We start from the raw sequence: 16,684 nt of genomic DNA, 5'->3' as shown, positions 1-16,684 counted from the left end.
GAGTCAGCGGCAGAACGGTGCCGCGCCCATCGTCGAGGTGATGCCACCGGCGAGCATCTGCTGGAACTGCACGGCGCCCGGGAACGTGGTGCCGTCGCCGAACAGCTGGGCGTCGTGGCCGAGGGTGGTCAGCCAGGCGCGGCCGCCGTCGTAGTACTGGCACCAGGTCACCGGGTGGTCGCGGCCGTGGCCGGGGTGGCCCATGGAGCCGGTCACGCCCTGCGCGAGGGTGCTCTCGTCGACCTCGGCCAGGACGCGGACCTTCGTCGGGAACGGGACCAGGTTGTACCACTCGTCGCGCAGCTGCCACCGCTCCGGCAGCCCCGCGGTCGAGGCGTCGCGGCGGTCCACGACGCGGACCGTGCCGGGCTGGGCCGGACCGTGGTCGTAGTAGTTCGCGCCGCCGAGCAGGCCCTCGTACCACGGCCAGTTGTACTCGGTCCCGAACGCGTTGTGCACGCCGACGAACCCGCCCCCGCCGCGAACGTACTGCCGCAGCGCCGTCTGCGCGGCGTCGTCGAGCGCGTCCCGCGAAGTCGAGAAGAAGACGACGGTGTTGTACTTGAACAGCTGATTCGGGCTGGCGAGCTGGGCGAGGTCCTCGGTCCAGTCCACCGCGAACCCGTGCTTCGACCCGAGCGCGACCACGCCGTTCTGCACCACGTTCGCGGCCGTCAGCGGCGGGTTGAGGCCAGGCGCCAGGGCCGGGCCGAGGTTCGCGTGGCGCGGCCCGGCGGTCCGGGTGACCAGCAGCACCTTGTATCCGTTGGCCGGGTTGAAGTTGCCCCAGTCGTGGTAGCAGCGCTCGTCGGTGCCGCGGCAGACACCGTAGTCCGGGCTACCCAGCTCGCGAGCGCCGGTGTCGCGCTCCCGCGGGTCGTGGGCGGCGCTGGGCAGGATCGAGATGAGACCGATGGCGGCCGTGGTCGCGGCGGCGACCAGGACCGTCAACAGGGCAGGGCGGTTCCACTGCATGCCGATACTCCAAACCACTAGGCGGACCTTGTGTACCGGATCGGAAGCCGCCCAAGGATAAGCCGCCGACCGAGGGTTCGTCCATATAGTGGATCTGTCGGACCGCACAGCGGACCGGCCTATGGTGCCGTCGCCGGTGTCGCCGGCCGGCCTTCCCACGGTTGAGCGGCGAGGAAACCGCCCAACGGGAGCGGGTCGAACGGCTCGTCCAGGTGCCGCAGATACACCGCGTGATACGGGGTCACCCGCAGTCGCAGCTCCGGCCACGGCTGTTCCAGCAGTTCCCGTTGCCCCGCCTCGGACAGTGCGTCGAGCGCGTCGGCGTCGCCGATCCGGTCCGGAGTCCGGGACACCACCTCGGCCGACGCGATGAAGCCGCGGGCCAGCCGCTCCACCATGTCGTGCGGGTGGACCGGGTGGCCGAGGAACTCCGGCAACTGCCCGTGCTCGTCGCCGCACACCCGCCGTACCTCCCGTTCCACCGTCCACGACAGCGGTGCCGGGTCGAGTCGCGGGAAGAACTCGTCGCCGGCCCGCAGCGGCGCGAGCATCATCTGCAGCGCGCCGCCGACGAGTCGCTCCTCGCTGAGGGCGCGCAGACCGGTGTGGCCGGGCGGCACCACGATGCTGAAGGTGGCGGCGCCGCGGTCGACGATGACGTCGCGCAGGACCGGTTCCACGTGGCGGAGCACCCGTGACAAGCGCAGCCGGGAGCCGCGGCGCTTGCCGGCGATCAGCTCCGCCTTGCCGATGGAACCGGTGAACGGCGATCGTTTCGTGGTGCCATGGACTCCGGGATGCACGAAATGGATTGCCATCGAGTCGCCGTCGAGCGCGAGGAGGCCGACCTCCGGCACATCGTCGCCGCTCTCCTGGTACAACACCACCGCACCGTCGAGATCCGTCAGGTCGGCGGCGCTGAGGGTCCCGGTCCGCAGATCCGGCGCGTGGTAGGCGCCGGCGCTGTATGCCGACGCCCGCACCGCCGCGGGCAGCCCGCCGGCCGTCCACAGGGCGCCCGGCACGGAGATGAACGCCTCGGGCACCGGCGCGTCGGGGTCGGTCCGGCCGGGGTGGATGGGTTCGCACTCGTCGAAGTCCGACGCCGCCGCGAAGGCGCGGCCGGCGAACTCGACGCCCGGCCGCAGGTGCTCGATCCAGGCCGGGTCGGTGACGGTGACGGTGAGCGAGCGCTCAGGCATTGATCGCACGCTCTCGATGAATCCCCGCGTGTAGAGCTGGAGCCAGTCCTCGTCGAGGGTGTCGCGGAAGCCGACCTCCACGGCGAGGGGAGCATCCGGATGCCCGTCCGTGCCCTCGCGCAGCACCATCAACGCGAAACTCAGGTTCTCCGACAGCTCGTCCTGGCCGGGGTTCACCACCTCGACGCCAAGCGTCACAGTACGGTCGTACTTCTCGAGCACCTTCACCGAGTGCAGCTCGGACCCCACGTTCACTCCTCGCGATGACGCACCGCGGGCCGCGGCGCAGGTCTGGACTCCCCCGTTGATGTGTGACATCCCGTTCCACGGCCACGGGCGAACACTGCGCGGCTCGATCAGTGACGCGCGGGGCTCGAATTTGGTTGACGGCGCAAGTGGTGGGGTATGTGCGGCGCCGTGACGCACATTGTTCTGGCTGGCAGCGTTCTGGCGGGGACCGCCGCCGAGATCCTCGAGCGGCACCGGGCCGTGGCCGATGGGGACGGGACCTGCGTGGCCTGCGGCTGGCCCGCGCCCTGCCCGGCGGCCCAGCACGCCGACCTCGTCCGTGCTTCGACGCCCGCGGTGGCCGGGGCGGAGCCGGTCGCGGCCCTGCGGGCGGCGGCCTGACCACGTCCGTACCAGGTCAGGCCACCGGCTCCGAGCGGTAGCCGGCGGCCTGCAGGTGGAACAGGCGGGCGTACTCGCCGCCGAGGGCCAGCAGTTGGTCGTGGGTGCCCTCCTCGGTGATGCGGCCCGCGGACAGCACGACGATCGTGTCCGCGTCGCGCAGCGCGCCGAGGCGGTGGGAGATCAGCAGGCTCGTGGCCCCGGCCCGGTGGGTCCGCAGGCCCTGGTGGATCGTGTGCTCGGCCTCGGCGTCCAGGCCGGCGCTGGGCTCGTCGAGGATGAGCAGGTCGCGGCGGTCGCGCAGGTAGGTGCGGGCCAGGGCCAGGCGCTGCCACTGGCCGCCCGACAGCAGCACGCCCGGGGATTCGTCGCCCGGTGTGTCGGTGAACATCTTCGACAGCATGGTGTCGTAGCCGCGCGGCAGCGCCCGCACCGTCGCGTCGATGCCGGCCCGGGCGGCGGCGGCCCGCACCTTCGCGGGGTCGGCCATCGCGGCCACGTCGCCCAGGCCGATGTTCTCGGCCGCCGTCAGCTCGTATTCCATGTAGTCCTGGAACAGCGCGCCGATCCGGTCCCGCAGCTGCTCCAGGGACAGCTCGCGCAGGTCCTGGCCGTCCCACCGGATCGCGCCGCGCTCCGGGTCGTAGAAGCGGCACAGCAGCTTCACGACGGTGCTCTTCCCGGCGCCGTTGAGGCCGACCAGGCCGACCGCCCGGCCGTGCGGGATGACGAGCGTGACCCCGCGCAGCACCCAGTCCTGGTCCGGGGCGTAGCGGAACCACACGTCGCGCAGCTCGATCCCTTCGCGCAGCTTCGGCACCGGGGCCGGGTGGACGGGCTGGGGGAGGTCCGGCTCCGCCTCCAGGACGGTCCGGAAGTGGCGGTACAGCAGCAGCGCATGATGCGTCAACGCGACCCGGGTCACCAGGCCCGCGAGGGTCGCCTGCAGCGCGGCGATGGCGGCCACCAGCGCCGACACGTCACCGACGCTCAGCGCCCCGTGCGACGCCGCGCGGGCGGCCCAGGCGAGGGCCGCACCCAGTACCCCCGCCGAAAGCAGGCCCAGAGCGAACTGGACGCGCAACGTGCGGGCGTCGAGCCGGCGGCGGCCACCGTCGGCCGTTGCCAGCTCGTCCAGCATGCGCAGGCGGAACAGCTCGGACAGGCCCAGCAGCCGCACCTCCTTGGCAGCGGGCAGGCTGGTCTGCAGCTCGGCGTAGAAGAACTCGCGGCGCTCGTGCGGGCTGATGCTCCACATCATCGCCGCCTGCGCGCGGCTCAGCCGGACCTCGGCGAGCAGGGCCGGGACCAGGCCGAGCAGTGTGAGCCCGGCGATCGCGGGGCTGATCGCGGCCAGCACCGCGACCATGCCGGCGAGCGTCACCGCCAGCTGGGCGGTGCCGATGACGCCGCGGACGACCTGGCCGGGGCCGGAGCGGCCGGCGGTCTGGGCCATGCGCAGCCGGTCGTGGAACTCGGGGTCCTCCAGGCGGGCCAGGCCGGTGAGGCGGGCGGTGGCCCGGTAGAGGTCGGACTGGGCCCGGCGGCCGACCGTGCGGCCGACCTCGTGCTCGAGGAACGTGCCGAGCGACGGCAGCGTCGCGGCGAACAGCCCGGCCACGATCAGCCCGCCGATGGTGAGGACCAGCCTCTGGGCAGTACCCCCGCCGCTGGAAATTTCATCGAGGGCGATTTTGAGCAGCCACACGGTGGCGACGGGCCCGGCCGCGCTGAGCAGGGTGACCACGGCGTCGCCGGCGAGCAGGGCCGGAGCCGCGCGCACACCGAGCCGCAGCGCGTGCCCGGCATCGTGGAGCGATTGACGCATCCGCGTAAATTACCGTGATTGTGGTCGATGTACATGCCCTGGGGTGGCTGCCGTGGCGGCTCGTGCGGGTCCGCGGTGGCAGCATGGAGCCCGCCCTGCACGACGGTGACCTGCTGCTCGTGCGGCGCTACCGGGGCCAGCCGCTGCGGGTCGGCGACATCGTGGTTCTGCACCGCCCGACCGGGCCGGTGCGGCTGCCGCCGGGCGTGACCGTCGAGGCCGGCCCGGTCCCGCCGCCGCGCACCGGCCGGCTCGTCAAACGGATCGCGGCATTCGAAGGTGACGATGCGATGGTGGTGCTCGGGGACAGCCCCGGGTACGACTCCCGGCTCTTCGGCCCGGTCCCGGCGAGCACCACCATCGGCGTCGTCACGCGCCGGCTCTAGCCCAGGCGGAACTTCTGCGCGGCCGTCGTGTTGCAGTCCCAGATGCGCAGCAGGTCGCCCGCCTTCTGGTTGTTGTTCGGATCGTCGACGCAGCGGCCCGACTGCGGGTTGAGCAGCGTGCCGTCGGCCCGGGTCGTCCACGTCTGCGACGCGGTGCCGTTGCAGTCCCACAGCTGCAGTGCCGTGCCGTTGGCGGTGCCGCCGTTGACGACGTCGAGACACTTGCCGAGGGTCCGCAGCGACTGGTCGCCCGCCGCCGACCAGCGCTGGGCATCGCTGTTGTTACAACCCCAGAGCTGGATGGGGGTACCGGATGCCGGCGACGCGTTCGCCACATCGACGCACAGCCCGCCGGGGCCGGTGACCGGGCCCGGCGGCAGCTTCCAGAGCTGCGCGGCCGAGCCGTTGCAGGTGTACGTCTGCAGCTGCACCGCCCCCGGCGAGGTGTTGCCGTTCGGCACGTCGAGGCAGAGCCCACCGGAGCTCAGCGCCCCGTTGGACTGGTGCGACCACTGCTGCGCGGCCGCGCCGGAGCACGTGCCGATCGTGACCGCGGCCCCGGCGGTCAGGCACTTGCCGAGGACCCGGACGGTGTTGTCGCCGCCGTAGGTGAACGTCTGCGCGGCCGTGTGGTTGCAGCCGTACACCTGCGTCGCCGTGCCGTCCGTGGCCGTGCCGCCGCGCACGTCCAGGCACAGCCCGCCCACCCCGACGATCTCGCCGCCGGTCGGGTTGGCCGTCGCGGACCCGGACAGCGCGACCGTGTGCTGGGCGTTGAGCGGCAGGGCGGCCGTCGTCACGGTGACGGTCCGCTGGTTGGCGTTCCACGCCCAGGCCGTCTCGGGCACCTGCACACCGTCGACGCTGACCGCGGTCGGGGCGTTGGCATTCGAGAGCCGCAGGGTGTACTGCCGGGAGGTCGGCGCGCCGGTGTAGCTCCCGGTCTGCGCGCCGATCGTGAGCGTGCGCGCCGCTTCGCTCCAGCTCAGCGGGGCCCGGGTGGAGGATGTCGGCGCGCCCTCGCCGGCGTCCGAGTAGAGCGAGAAGGTGCCGTCCGCGCCGGCCGCCACGTTGACGGTCAGCTGGGTCAGCGGCCGCTGGGCGGCGTTGTCGACGTAGTCGGTGCGGGTCGGCAGGATGCCGCCGGACTTGATGAGCACCGGCATCTGCGACAGCGGCGACGTGTAGGTCACCGTGGACGGTCCACTGTAGACCTGGCCGGTGAAGTAGTCGGTCCACGAGCCCGGCGGGACCCAGACCGAGCGGGAGCCGGAGCTGCTGGTGATCGGGGCGACGAGGACGTTGTCGCCGTAGAGGTACTCGCTGGGGTTCGTGTACGCCTCGGCGCTGCCCGGGTAGTTGAGGTACAGCGGCCGGGTGATCGGCACACCGGTGGCGTTGGCCTGCTGGGCCAGGGTGTAGGTGTAGGGGACCAGGGCCTCGCGCAGCCGCAGGAACGTCTCGGCGCTGGCCTGGGCCGCGCCCGTGTAGTTCCACGGGAGCCGGTCGCCGTGGTCGGAGTGCAGCCGGTCGATCGGCTGGAACGTGCCCAGCTGCAGCCACCGCGCGTAGAGGTCGTCGGCGAGGTGCCCGCCGTGGAAGCTGCCGATGTCGTGGCTGACGTTGGAGAACCCGGCCGCGGCCTCGTCCGGCGTGAACCGGGCCTCGAACGCGAGCATGTCCCACGTCGCCGGGGTGTCGCCGGTGAACTGCATCGTGTTGCGCCGCTCGGCCCACGGCCCCACGGCGAAGTTGGAGTCGTCGTTGCCGAACTCGGCCCCGCCGATCCGCCCGAACGAGAACCCGCGCAACCCCCGGGCCGCGGCCGCGTCGGCGTACGCCTGGTTGATGAGCGTGTCCGGGGACACGTGCGGGTCCGACGCCGTGGACGCGCCGCAGCCGGTGCAGTAGTCCAGCCACCAGGTGCGCACGCCCTGCTGCTCGAACGACTTGTGCAGGTTCAGGTACGCACTCAGGTGGGCCGGCTTCGACCAGTCGAACACGTAGTTGCCGCCGTCCGGGATGAGCCCGCCGGCCTGGCTGTTGGCGGTCGCGAACTTCGGGTCGTTGCCGGCGATGCTGGTGTGGATGTTCAGCGAGACGTTCAGCCCCTGCTGCTTCGTCCAGTCCATGAACGCCTGCGGGTTGGGGAACAGCGCGGTGTTCCAGTTCCACCCGTTCCACTGCGACGGCGACTTGTAGTCGGTGTCGATGACGAGCCAGTCGATCGGCGTGAACGTGCTGCGGAACGTGGGCAGCAGCGTGTTCTGGTAGTCGGCCGTGCTGTACGCGTAGTAGCGGGAGTACCAGACGCCGTACGCGGACTGGGGCAGCAGCGCCGAGCCGCCGGTGATCGAGTTGAGGTCGGCCAGCCCCTGCTTGAAGTTCTGCCCGTAGCCGAAGAAGTACCCGTCCTGATACGGCTGGTTCCCGTGCCCGGGCCGGGTGCTCACCACATGTGCGGCGTTCAGCAGCGCGGTGCGGCTGTCGTCGAGGAGGTACCACCCGGACTTCGCCAGGATGCCCGGGTGCTCCGGCACCGGCACCGTCCGCGGGTTGTCCAGGGACCGCGACCAGCCGCCGAGCGCGTCCTTCGGCCCCGCGCCGTATCCGGTGGTGAGCAGCGTGTTGGCGGCCGTCGGGTAGGTGGTCGCGCCGGTCGGCGTCAGCGCGATGCTGTCGATGTTGACGTGCCCGGAGTCACCCGAGTTCTGCCCCACCGTGACGGTGCTCGTCCCGGCGGGCAGGCTGATTGTCGCTTTGGCCGTGCCCCAGGTGTCCCAGCTCGCGGTCGGGGGCAGGCTCAGCTGCGGCCCGTTCGCGGCGTTGACTTTCGCCGACACCGTCCGCGTGACGTTCTGCCCGTCGCCGCCCGTCGCGTTCGCGTAGCGGATCTGCAGCTGGTAACTCCCCGCGGCGGGCACGTTGCTGACGTCGACGGCGAGCGTGGACCCGGTCTTCTCCAGCCCGCCGACGAACGCCGACCCGGTGTACCCGGTGTGGTCGTACGCGGGCGAGGTATTCCCGGTGAGCAGCGCGTTCTCGGCCTCACAGGCGGTGTTGAAGGCACAGAACGAGGGGAACGCGGGCGCCGCGACGACCCCCGTCGACAGCGTCACGGAGAGATTCTGGGCCGTGAAAGGACCACTGTTCTGCTTGTACCGCAACGTCAGCGCACTGGTCTGAATCTGCCGATACCCGTCCGCCGTCACGGACGTCGTGTAGGACGGCACCGCGAACGTCCGGTTGACCACATTGAACGTCGTCCCGTTCTGAAACACCCCGTCCCCGGCATACTCGAGCCGGATGAGCGAAGGCGACAACACATCGAACCGGGCGTTCCCGTCAGTGACCACCGCGGTGGCCGCCTGCACGGGCGGCGCGAGGGCCACGAGGACCCCGGCGACAAGCGAGAGAGCAGCGAGAACACGGGGAAGCAGGCGACGTCTGAGCACAAAAACCTCGCAGAGGACAGCACGCGGCGGAGATGCTGCCTTTCACCTCACTCGCGGGCAACCAAAGCTGTCAATACATGTTTCGGAAAGTGTTGACAGAACGCACTCGAAGTGCCGAGTACCACTGGACGGTTTGCGGGAGCGGCTGTACGGACCGGTGACTTCGCCCGATCGGCGGTTCCTGTCCGGATGTCCGTAGTGGCATATGGGATCAGCGGTGCGGACAGTGAGCGAGGTCGTTGTGGTGGACAGCCGGGTCGGCGTCTGGCGGGAGCAGTTCGAAGACGTGCTGGACGCCGGGGCCACGGATTACGAAGCCGTGCTGGATGTGGAGCTCGGCGAGAACCTGCCCGGGCTTCGCCGGGAGCTGCGGGCCGTATACCGTCGGCGTTCCAACGTGAACGGCATCCTCGTGCGGATGGACCATCTCGACGTCGGCATCGCGACCCGGGCCTCGGCCGATCGCGACGCGGGCACCGCCGGTGAGGCCGCGACCGTCGATCCCGGATCCAGCGACGGCGCCACGCTGCCCGGCCGGCCGGGCGAATACCGCCCGGTCGTCTTCGCCTGCGCGGGGACGGGCTGCGCGGCCAAGTCGCTGGCCAGCTTCTACGACGAGCGCACCGCGCCGCGCTGCCCCGAGCACGGGCGCATGGCGGTAAACCTGGCGGCGATGCCGTGACGCTGCCGTCCGCGCCCACGCCACCGGCGGCGATCGGGACCCGGTTCTTCCTGGTCGGTTACCTGCCCACCTATATCGCGCTGCTGTACCTGCTGGTGCTGGCCTGGGCCGTGCGCGGACCCGGAACCTCGTTCACGCGGGCCTGGCGCACGGCGACGCAGCTGACCGCGGCCCAGATCGTCTTCGTCGCGCTGCTCGTGCTGATCATCGCCGTGCTCCTCACGCCGTTCCAGCTCGGCCTGGTGCGGGTCCTCGAGGGGGCGTGGCCCGACCGGCTCGGCGGCGACTGGAGCCTGGAGCGGCAGCGCGACCGCCGCAAGCGACTGCTGGCCGCCGCCGAGCCGAAGTCGGACGACCCGGCCGAGATGTGGCGCGCGGGAACGGCCGGGCTTCGCCTGCGCACCCGCTACCCGCTGGCCGAGCACCTCGTTCGGGCGACCCGCCTCGGCAACATCCTGGCCGCGATGGAGGACCGCGCGGGTCGTGACTACGGGCTGGACGCTGTGGTGGCCTGGCCGCGCCTGTATCCGCTGCTGAGTGCGGCTACGAAGGCGATCGTCGATGACCGTCGGACCACGCTTGACATGACGGCCCGGCTGTCGGGCACGTCCTTCGTCGCCGCGATCGCCTCGGCGGCGATCCTGTACGACGCGCGCTGGTGGCTCCTGCTGGTCCTCGCGCCGTTGGTGGTGGCGGTCGTCGCCTACCTGGGCGCGCTCCCGGCGGCGCTCGCTTACAGCGAGAGCGTCCAGGCCGCGTTCGACCTGCACCACCTGGCCCTGGGCCCGGCGTTCGGCCTCGCCCGGCCCAAGGACTCGGCCGACGAGCGGGTGGCGAACCGGCAGTTGTGCGACCTGTGGCGGCAGAGCATCCCGCACCCGTTCACGTACGCCGCCGCGGAGCCGGCCAAGCAGCCGAGTGGAGGAGCCACCGCATGAGCATCGAGGACGCCGCGATCCCGGTCCTGCCCTACTCGGCGATCGTCGGCCAGGAGGACCTGCGCCAGGCCTTGGAGATCGGGCACATCGCCCGGCTCGGCGTGCTGGCGATGGGGCAGCGCGGCACCGCCAAGTCCACCACCATCCGGGCGTTCTCCCTCATGGCGCACCGGAGTCTGCCTGTCACGCTGCCGCTCGGCGTCACCGACGACCGGGTCCTCGGCGGCTGGGACGTCGGCGTGCTGCTCGGTGGCGACGAGACCCAGCCGGATGCCGGTGCGCCGCGGCGGGAGCCGTGGCGTGAGGGCCTGCTCGAACGGGCCGACCGGTCCGGCCTGCTCTACATCGACGAGGTCAACCTGCTCGACGATCACATCGTCAACTTGATCCTGGACACGGCGGCGACCGGCATCCTGACCGTCGAGCGCGATCACGCCGATCACAAGCCGAAGCACGTCGACTTCGCGCTCGTCGGTTCGATGAATCCGGATGAGGGCCCGCTACGCCCGCAGCTGCAGGATCGTTTCGCGCTCGTCGTCGAGGTGCAGGACGCCAACGACCGGAAGACCCGCAGGGACATCCTGGAGGCCGTTCTCGCCTTTGACATGTCGCGCAACGATCCGGATTCGACGTTCCTGCGCACTCACCACCGGTCCAACGCCGAACTGCGCGACCGGCTCGATGTGGCGCGCGACCGGTATCCACGGGTCGAGCACGACGAGCGGCTGGTCACGGCGTGCGCGGCAGTGGCCGAGACGTTCACGATCATCGGCCACCGCGGCGAACACGTGATGCTGCAGGCCGCGCGGGCCCGGGCCGCGCTCGACGGCAGCGACCGGGCGGACGTCGAGCACCTCCGGCGGGTGGCGAAGGCGGCGATCCGGCACCGGCGGCCGAGTACCGACGCCGGGACGCTGCGCAGCTGGGGCCAGGCCGAAGACGATCTGCTCAACGAAGCCCTGGCCACCGTGGACCGGGGTTAGCCCGGTGCCGGCGGATCCTCTGGTCGAACTCATCGGCTGCCTGGCGATCGAGCCCGACATCGGCGGCGTGCTGTTCATCGACCTTGACCCGCGGTTGCTGCTGCCATACGCCGAGGTCCTCGCCCGTGCGGCCGGCGCCGTCGGCGGCGTCGGCGGCGTCGCACCGGAGCCGGCGGTCGTCGGTGCCGACACCACGGACGAGCAGCTGTGGCCCGACTGGGGCCTGGCGCTGACCGCCGAGCACACGTTCACCATCGCGGCTCGGCCCGGACTCCTCGGCCGATCGCCCGGACCGCTGCTGGTCGTGCCGGACCTGGCCCGCGCCGGAACGCCCGTGACCCGGGCGATCGTCTCGACGCTCGGGGCCGGGGTCGTGGACATCGAACGTCCCGGCGTGAGCGAGCAGCGGCCCGCCCGTGGCTGGTGGCTCGCCGCGTGCGCCGGACCGGATCTGCCGACGCTGTCCCAGCATCTGCTCGACCGATTTCCGGTCCGCGTCGACGGCCGGGCCGCGCCTCGCACGATGGACCCCGGCGGCGTGGACCCGGCCGAGGTCCTGGGGCGGGCCGCCGGGTCGCGCTCCCGCCCGGCCTGGCCGCCGGAGCGGGTGGACGACGTGCTGGACCTCGACACCGGCCGCCCCAGCGTCCGCCGCAGCCTCGCCCTCGCGCGGGCCGCCCGTGCGGTCGCCGCCCGGCGCGGCTCGCCGGCGGTGGAGCTGGCCGACGTTCGTCGCGCGGCCGTCCTCGTCGGCATCACCGCGGGCGGCGAACCGGTCCGGCCGGCGGAACCGCGGCCGCCCGTTGCGGCACCCGCGAGCCCGCCGGTTCCGCGCGAACTGGTCGAGCCGGTCCCGGATCGTGCGGTCAGGCCCGACGCCGCACCGGCGTTCGACGAAGTCGTGCTGCCCGAGCCCGCCCCGGCGGTCGAGGTCGGCGCGCCGCTCGTGTTCGCCTACCATGACCAGCTGCATCCGGAGGAAAGCCCCGGTGCCCTGGCCGAGCCTCGGCTGCTGCGCTGGTCTGTCACCGGCCGGGCGCACACGTACCGGCCCATCGGCACGGTCGTCGGCCACGAACGCGGCACCGACTTCCGGGACCTGGCCGTCGTGCCGACCCTGCTCCAGTCGCTGGTCCGTACCTGGGCGACGGCGCGGCGCACCGGCCGGGAAGCCGGCCGGCCAGCGGTCGAGCTACCCGATCTGCGCCGCCGCCGGCGCCGCTACGGCCCCCAGTCGACGCTGGTGCTGGTGCTGGATCACAGCGCGGCTCGCGACTGGGACGCCTCCCCAGGACTGGCACCGCACCTGCGCTGGGCCTACGACCAGGGCGCCGCGGTGTCGGTCATCGAGTTCGGCCATGCGGGCAGCGACGACGAACTGCGGCCGGAGCGGTACCGGGCCCGCTCGATCGCCGATCCTCGGATCGTCGACTCGCTGCGCCGCCCGCCCGGCGCCGCTTCACCACTCGCCGCCGCCGTCGAACTGGCCGGCGAGGAGCTGCGCCGGCACATGCACCGCGGCTGGGCGTCGGTCCGATCGGCCCGGCTCGTGCTCGTCACCGATGGCCGCGGCAACGTGCCCCTCGAGGCGACCGCACAGCGCGGCGTCTCTGCCCGCGTCGCCCGGGAGGGTGTCGACGATGCCCTGGCCGTGGCGCGGACCATCGCCGGCCTGCGCGGCGTGGCCTCCCTGGTGGTGGCGCCGGTCGACGAGCAGTACCCCGGTCTCACCGCGGATCTCGCCTACGCCCTCGGCGGCTCGGTGACGTACGTTGACAGCCGGCCGGAGGCGGCCCGATGACCACAGGTACCGCCGGCCGCCCGGGGATGCCCGGCTGGATGGACGCCGACACGGGTGGCCGCGCCACTACCACGACGGTCCGCCCATCGGCGCCGCAGCCGCCGAATGTGCCGCCCGCGGCGATCGTCGAGCCGGACGACGAACAACTCCTGCCGCCGAAGGCCGTGCCGCTGGCGGGCGAGCTGTCGTCGGACATCGCCCTCCTGCGCGTGTCCGGCGTTCCGGCATGGGGCGATGGGTTCACCCGCTTCCGCCTGACATTCCACTTCCGTGGCGCGACGCACGAGTCGCGCGACGAAGACGTCGACCAGCAGCGGGTTCCGGGCCTCGGACTCGCCGACATCATCGAGCGCGCGACCTGGGTCGACGACTATCGGCAGGTCCGTGGCTGGTGGAAGGAGATGAGCCAGCTGCTGCGCTGGATGCGGGAGCTGCGCGCGTCGCATTCGGTCCGGCTCGTCGTGTGGGACAACACGCCGTTTCAGATCCCGTGGGAACTGATGTACCTCCAGGACGCGGACAACGAGGCCCGCTCGGTGTGGCTCAGCTCGGTCGTCGAGATCGCCCGCTGGAGTTCGCTGCTCCAGGGGTCCCAGGCCGCCTACGACGCCGAGGAGCTGGCGATCCGCGGCGGACTGCTGCTGCTGGAGATGCTCGATCCGAAGACGCGCAACGAAGGCGTGGCGCGGATGGCCGAGCGCCTTGGCTACGAGGCCCTGCGCGACAGCGGCGACTGGCTGAGCGAGCTGGCCCGCAAGGACCCCCGGCTCGCGCTGATGATCCTGCACTGCCACGGCGAGAACGCCTACGACGCCAACCGGTTCACCATCGCGGGCCTGCCGATGAACGACCTTGACAGCCCGCTGATGCCGGGGCTCGACGGCTCCCGCCCGGTGGTCGTCCTGAACGCGTGCAACACGGCCAAGGTCGTACCGGTCGGCGCCAACGTGTCCCGGGCGACCCGCAGCTTCGTCGAGGTGTTCCTGCACAAGGGCGCCTCGGCCGTCATCGCGACCGTCGGTGAGGTCAGCCTGGATCAGACCCACGAGTTCCTGCGCTGGCTCCTCGACGGCACGGCGGTCGATTGCCGCCTGTCCGGACTGTTGCTCGCGTGGCGGCAGTACCATGTGCAACGCGTCATCGGCCGCAGCCCGAGCGACCCGCGCGTGCCCGGCCGGATCGAGGACTTCTTCCACGCATTCCTCTACGTCTACTTCGGACACCCCGACAGCCTGCTGCGGGTCGACCGGGGAGGTGCGGATTGAACGACCGGACCGTCGCCATCCAGCCTGTGGTCAACTGGCCGCGGACGGCCCGCCCCGGCCAGGACTACCTCGTGACAGTCGACGTCGTCCTCGCCGAGGCGGCCGAGTGGGCGTACGAGCGCGAAGAGTTCGTCGTCGGCTGCGTCCTGGAGGGCGGCGCCCGGTTCGCGGTGGAGGCCCTCGGCTCGACCAGCGTCGTCCTGCACCGCTTCGGCGGCACCTACGGCCCCGTCCGCTTCGTGGTGCGCGCCGAGCGCGACCTCGCGGCCGACGGCTCCGGAGCCCTGCGCCTGACGCTGGTGACCGAGGGCGGCCTGCCGTTCTCGCCGATCGAACTCCCGGTGCTCCCGGCCGGCACCGACACGGCCGCGATCGACGCTGCCCACGCCCGGTGGACGGTGGCCGCACCGCTGCGCCCCCGGGCGAGCCGGCCGACCGCAACGCAGCCGGCCGAAAACGCTCCGGCGGCCGGGCCGACCACGCGGCGGACGGCTTTGCTGATCGGCTGTCAAACCGGTGGTCTGACCGGCGTCGAGAACGACGTGCCGGCGATGGCCGGCATGCTGGAGCGTCGCGAGTTTGCAGTCACGAGGCTGGAGGGTACAGCGGCGACGCGAACCGGCATCCTCGATGCCTATGAGGAGCTGATCGACCGAACCGAGCCGGGTGACGTGGTCGTGGTCTACTACGCTGGCCACGGTGGCCTGGCCCGTCCGCCGGATGGAGGGACGAAACCGGCGCTGCAATTCATCGTTCCGACCGACTTCGCCGAGTCGACCGACAATGACTTCCGAGGCATCACCTTCGTTGAGCTGGCGGTCCTCGTAGGGCGCCTGACGGACATCACGCACAACGTGACCGAGATCTTCGATTGCAGTCATGCCGGGCACAGTTCCTGGACATGGGACCCGATGAGCTACAAGGCCCCCGGGCTGACGCCGGTAGGCGGCGACTCGCCGGCACCGATCGTGGCCGGGCTCTCGAAGGGGCGGATCGGATACGACCTCGTCGCTCATCACGTATCGGTGGTCATGGCCGGTGGATTCGCGGCTCACCTGCGCGGCCCGATCGAGAACCCGTATGCGGTGCGAGTCGTTGCCTGCGCGCCTGAACAATCCGCGTACGAGTATCTCAACCACGCGGGGGTACCGGTCAGCGTGTTCACGGAGTCTCTTATTCTTGCATCGGACGAGATCGGCAGCATCCCGATTGCCTGGACGACGGTGCTTGAACTGGTGCGCCGGCGCGTGACGACCCTTGTCCCGGGCCAGTGGCCCGATGTCGAAGGGCCTTCGCGGCGGTTGCCGTTCGAGCTGCAGGAGGTCGACGCCGTCTCCTCGCTCCCGGTCATCGACTTCGGCCCCGGCCGCGCGGTGCTCGAGGGGGCCCGGCTGCTCGGCGCGCAGGTCGGCGACGAGTTCACGATCATGCCAGGCTCGGTCCCCGCAGCTGGTACCTCTGTGCTCGGGACCGCGCGCGTGGAGCGCATCGCTGCGCTCTCGGCCGAAGCTGCGGTCACCCTGGTCCATCCAATGCCTACCCTGCCGATCGGCGCCGTGGCTGTGCCTGAGCCCGGGGTGGGAGGACTGGTTGGGGTTCGGATGCCCGGTGACGAGCGCTGGGCGGCTCTGCTGACCGAGGCTATGGCGGCTAGCCCACTCGTGCGTCCGGCTGGACCCGAGGAGGAGACGGGTCTCGTCGTTGAGCTCGACGCGAGCGGCCGCAGCGCGATCGCCGACCGGATCGGGCCCCTGACGGCATTGGCGCCGGCGGACGAGGCTGAGGCCGGTCGGACGGTGGAGAACCTGGAGCGGATTGCCCGGGCCGCCGCCGTGCGTTGGCTGGAGGCGCCGTTCGACGCGCGGCTCGATGGGCCGATCGCGGTGGAGTGGGGCCTCGTCGCCGGCGGTGTCAGGCGGCCGTTGCCGTTGTCCGGCGGTGTGCTCCGGGTCGGGGAGCGGGTCTATGTCAGCGTCCGCAATGACAGCGATCAGAAGCTGTATGTATCGGTGATCGATGTTGGTGTCGCATCGAGCGTCTCATTGCTGACCGCAAACGGCCAGAGCGGGTTCCCGGTTGAGCCGGGTGGTGAGTTTCTGCTGGGTGACCGCGGGCCGGACGGCCGGCTCACCGGACTCCTCGTCGGCTGGCCGGCCGGGTTTCCGGCGCAGCTCGCTCGACCGAGGTCCTTCGTCGTGCTCGTCACCTTGCAGCCGCTGGCGGTCGGGGTGCTGCAGCAGGCCGGCGTGCGGAACTCCACCGGGGCCGACGGCGCGTTGCGGCGGCCGGCGATCCGGCCCGCGGCCTCGATGCGTCGACGTCGTGAAGGCAGTGTGCCGCCGGTGCCGGACCCGGAGCCGGCCGCCACGAGCAGCGCGGGCGGCCTTGCGTCGGCGCGTCCGGCACAGATGCGATACTCCGTGCACACCATCGACTTCGTACTCCAGCCGCCCGCGTCGCCGGCCCGCTAGGTGCGCGGGCGTAGACGCGGGAGGCGACCGGCGAGGCGGCGACGCGGGCCAGGTCGCCGGGGATCAGC

At 71.8% G+C, this 16,684-nt stretch carries 12 protein-coding genes; 8 read left to right on the top strand and 4 right to left on the bottom strand.

What is annotated here, in order from left to right:
- Positions 1–3: 3 nt before the first annotated feature.
- Positions 4–975, bottom strand: a complete 972-nt coding sequence (locus ACIA8L_RS43195; protein ID WP_395913985.1) for a ThuA domain-containing protein — start codon at positions 973–975, stop codon at positions 4–6.
- A gap of 119 nt (positions 976–1,094) precedes the next feature.
- Entirely contained in the window at positions 1,095–2,426 is a 1,332-nt protein-coding gene (locus ACIA8L_RS43190; protein ID WP_395913983.1) for a hypothetical protein, read from the bottom strand.
- Positions 2,427–2,594: 168 nt separating this feature from the next.
- Here ACIA8L_RS43190 and ACIA8L_RS43185 point away from each other — a divergent pair, with 168 nt between their 5' ends.
- Positions 2,595–2,807 carry a hypothetical protein gene (locus ACIA8L_RS43185; protein ID WP_395913981.1) on the top strand — a complete coding sequence of 71 codons (213 nt, stop codon included), beginning with the start codon at positions 2,595–2,597 and terminating at the stop codon, positions 2,805–2,807.
- Between the two features lie 16 nt (positions 2,808–2,823).
- Here ACIA8L_RS43185 and ACIA8L_RS43180 read toward each other — a convergent pair whose 3' ends face one another.
- On the bottom strand, positions 2,824–4,635 hold the full coding sequence (locus ACIA8L_RS43180; RefSeq protein WP_395913979.1) for an ABC transporter ATP-binding protein: 1,812 nt from the start codon (positions 4,633–4,635) through the stop codon (positions 2,824–2,826).
- A gap of 20 nt (positions 4,636–4,655) precedes the next feature.
- Between ACIA8L_RS43180 and ACIA8L_RS43175 the strand changes: the two genes are divergently transcribed.
- Entirely contained in the window at positions 4,656–5,021 is a 366-nt protein-coding gene (locus tag ACIA8L_RS43175) for a S26 family signal peptidase (protein WP_395913977.1), read from the top strand.
- Here ACIA8L_RS43175 and ACIA8L_RS43170 read toward each other — a convergent pair.
- Positions 5,018–8,413: a ricin-type beta-trefoil lectin domain protein gene (locus tag ACIA8L_RS43170; protein ID WP_395913976.1), complete on the bottom strand. Its 3,396-nt coding sequence runs from the start codon at positions 8,411–8,413 to the stop codon at positions 5,018–5,020. The two genes, ACIA8L_RS43175 and ACIA8L_RS43170, sit on opposite strands and share 4 nt — an antisense overlap.
- A gap of 289 nt (positions 8,414–8,702) precedes the next feature.
- Here ACIA8L_RS43170 and ACIA8L_RS43165 point away from each other — a divergent pair, with 289 nt between their 5' ends.
- The 6 genes from ACIA8L_RS43165 to ACIA8L_RS43140 are packed head-to-tail and all read left to right on the top strand — an operon-like array spanning position 8,703 to position 16,616.
- Entirely contained in the window at positions 8,703–9,158 is a 456-nt protein-coding gene (locus ACIA8L_RS43165; RefSeq protein WP_395913974.1) for a hypothetical protein, read from the top strand.
- Positions 9,155–10,096: a hypothetical protein gene (locus tag ACIA8L_RS43160; protein WP_395913972.1), complete on the top strand. Its 942-nt coding sequence runs from the start codon at positions 9,155–9,157 to the stop codon at positions 10,094–10,096. Before ACIA8L_RS43165 ends, ACIA8L_RS43160 begins: the two co-directional genes overlap by 4 nt.
- Positions 10,093–11,079, top strand: coding sequence for an AAA family ATPase (locus tag ACIA8L_RS43155; RefSeq protein WP_395913970.1), 987 nt, complete (start codon positions 10,093–10,095; stop codon positions 11,077–11,079). The genes ACIA8L_RS43160 and ACIA8L_RS43155 overlap by 4 nt, the downstream gene beginning before the upstream one ends.
- A gap of 4 nt (positions 11,080–11,083) precedes the next feature.
- Positions 11,084–12,880 (top strand): hypothetical protein, encoded by a 1,797-nt coding sequence (locus ACIA8L_RS43150; protein ID WP_395913968.1) that lies wholly within the window; start codon positions 11,084–11,086, stop codon positions 12,878–12,880.
- On the top strand, positions 12,877–14,145 hold the full coding sequence (locus ACIA8L_RS43145) for a hypothetical protein (protein ID WP_395913966.1): 1,269 nt from the start codon (positions 12,877–12,879) through the stop codon (positions 14,143–14,145). The genes ACIA8L_RS43150 and ACIA8L_RS43145 overlap by 4 nt, the downstream gene beginning before the upstream one ends.
- Entirely contained in the window at positions 14,142–16,616 is a 2,475-nt protein-coding gene (locus tag ACIA8L_RS43140; protein ID WP_395913964.1) for a caspase family protein, read from the top strand. The genes ACIA8L_RS43145 and ACIA8L_RS43140 overlap by 4 nt, the downstream gene beginning before the upstream one ends.
- Positions 16,617–16,684 lie beyond the last annotated feature (68 nt).

The organism is Dactylosporangium sp. NPDC051541, from assembly GCF_044454505.1.
Classification (GTDB): Bacteria; Actinomycetota; Actinomycetes; order Mycobacteriales; family Micromonosporaceae; genus Dactylosporangium.
Note: the sequence above shows the minus strand (reverse complement) of the source record. Positions and strands in the feature narration are given on the sequence as shown.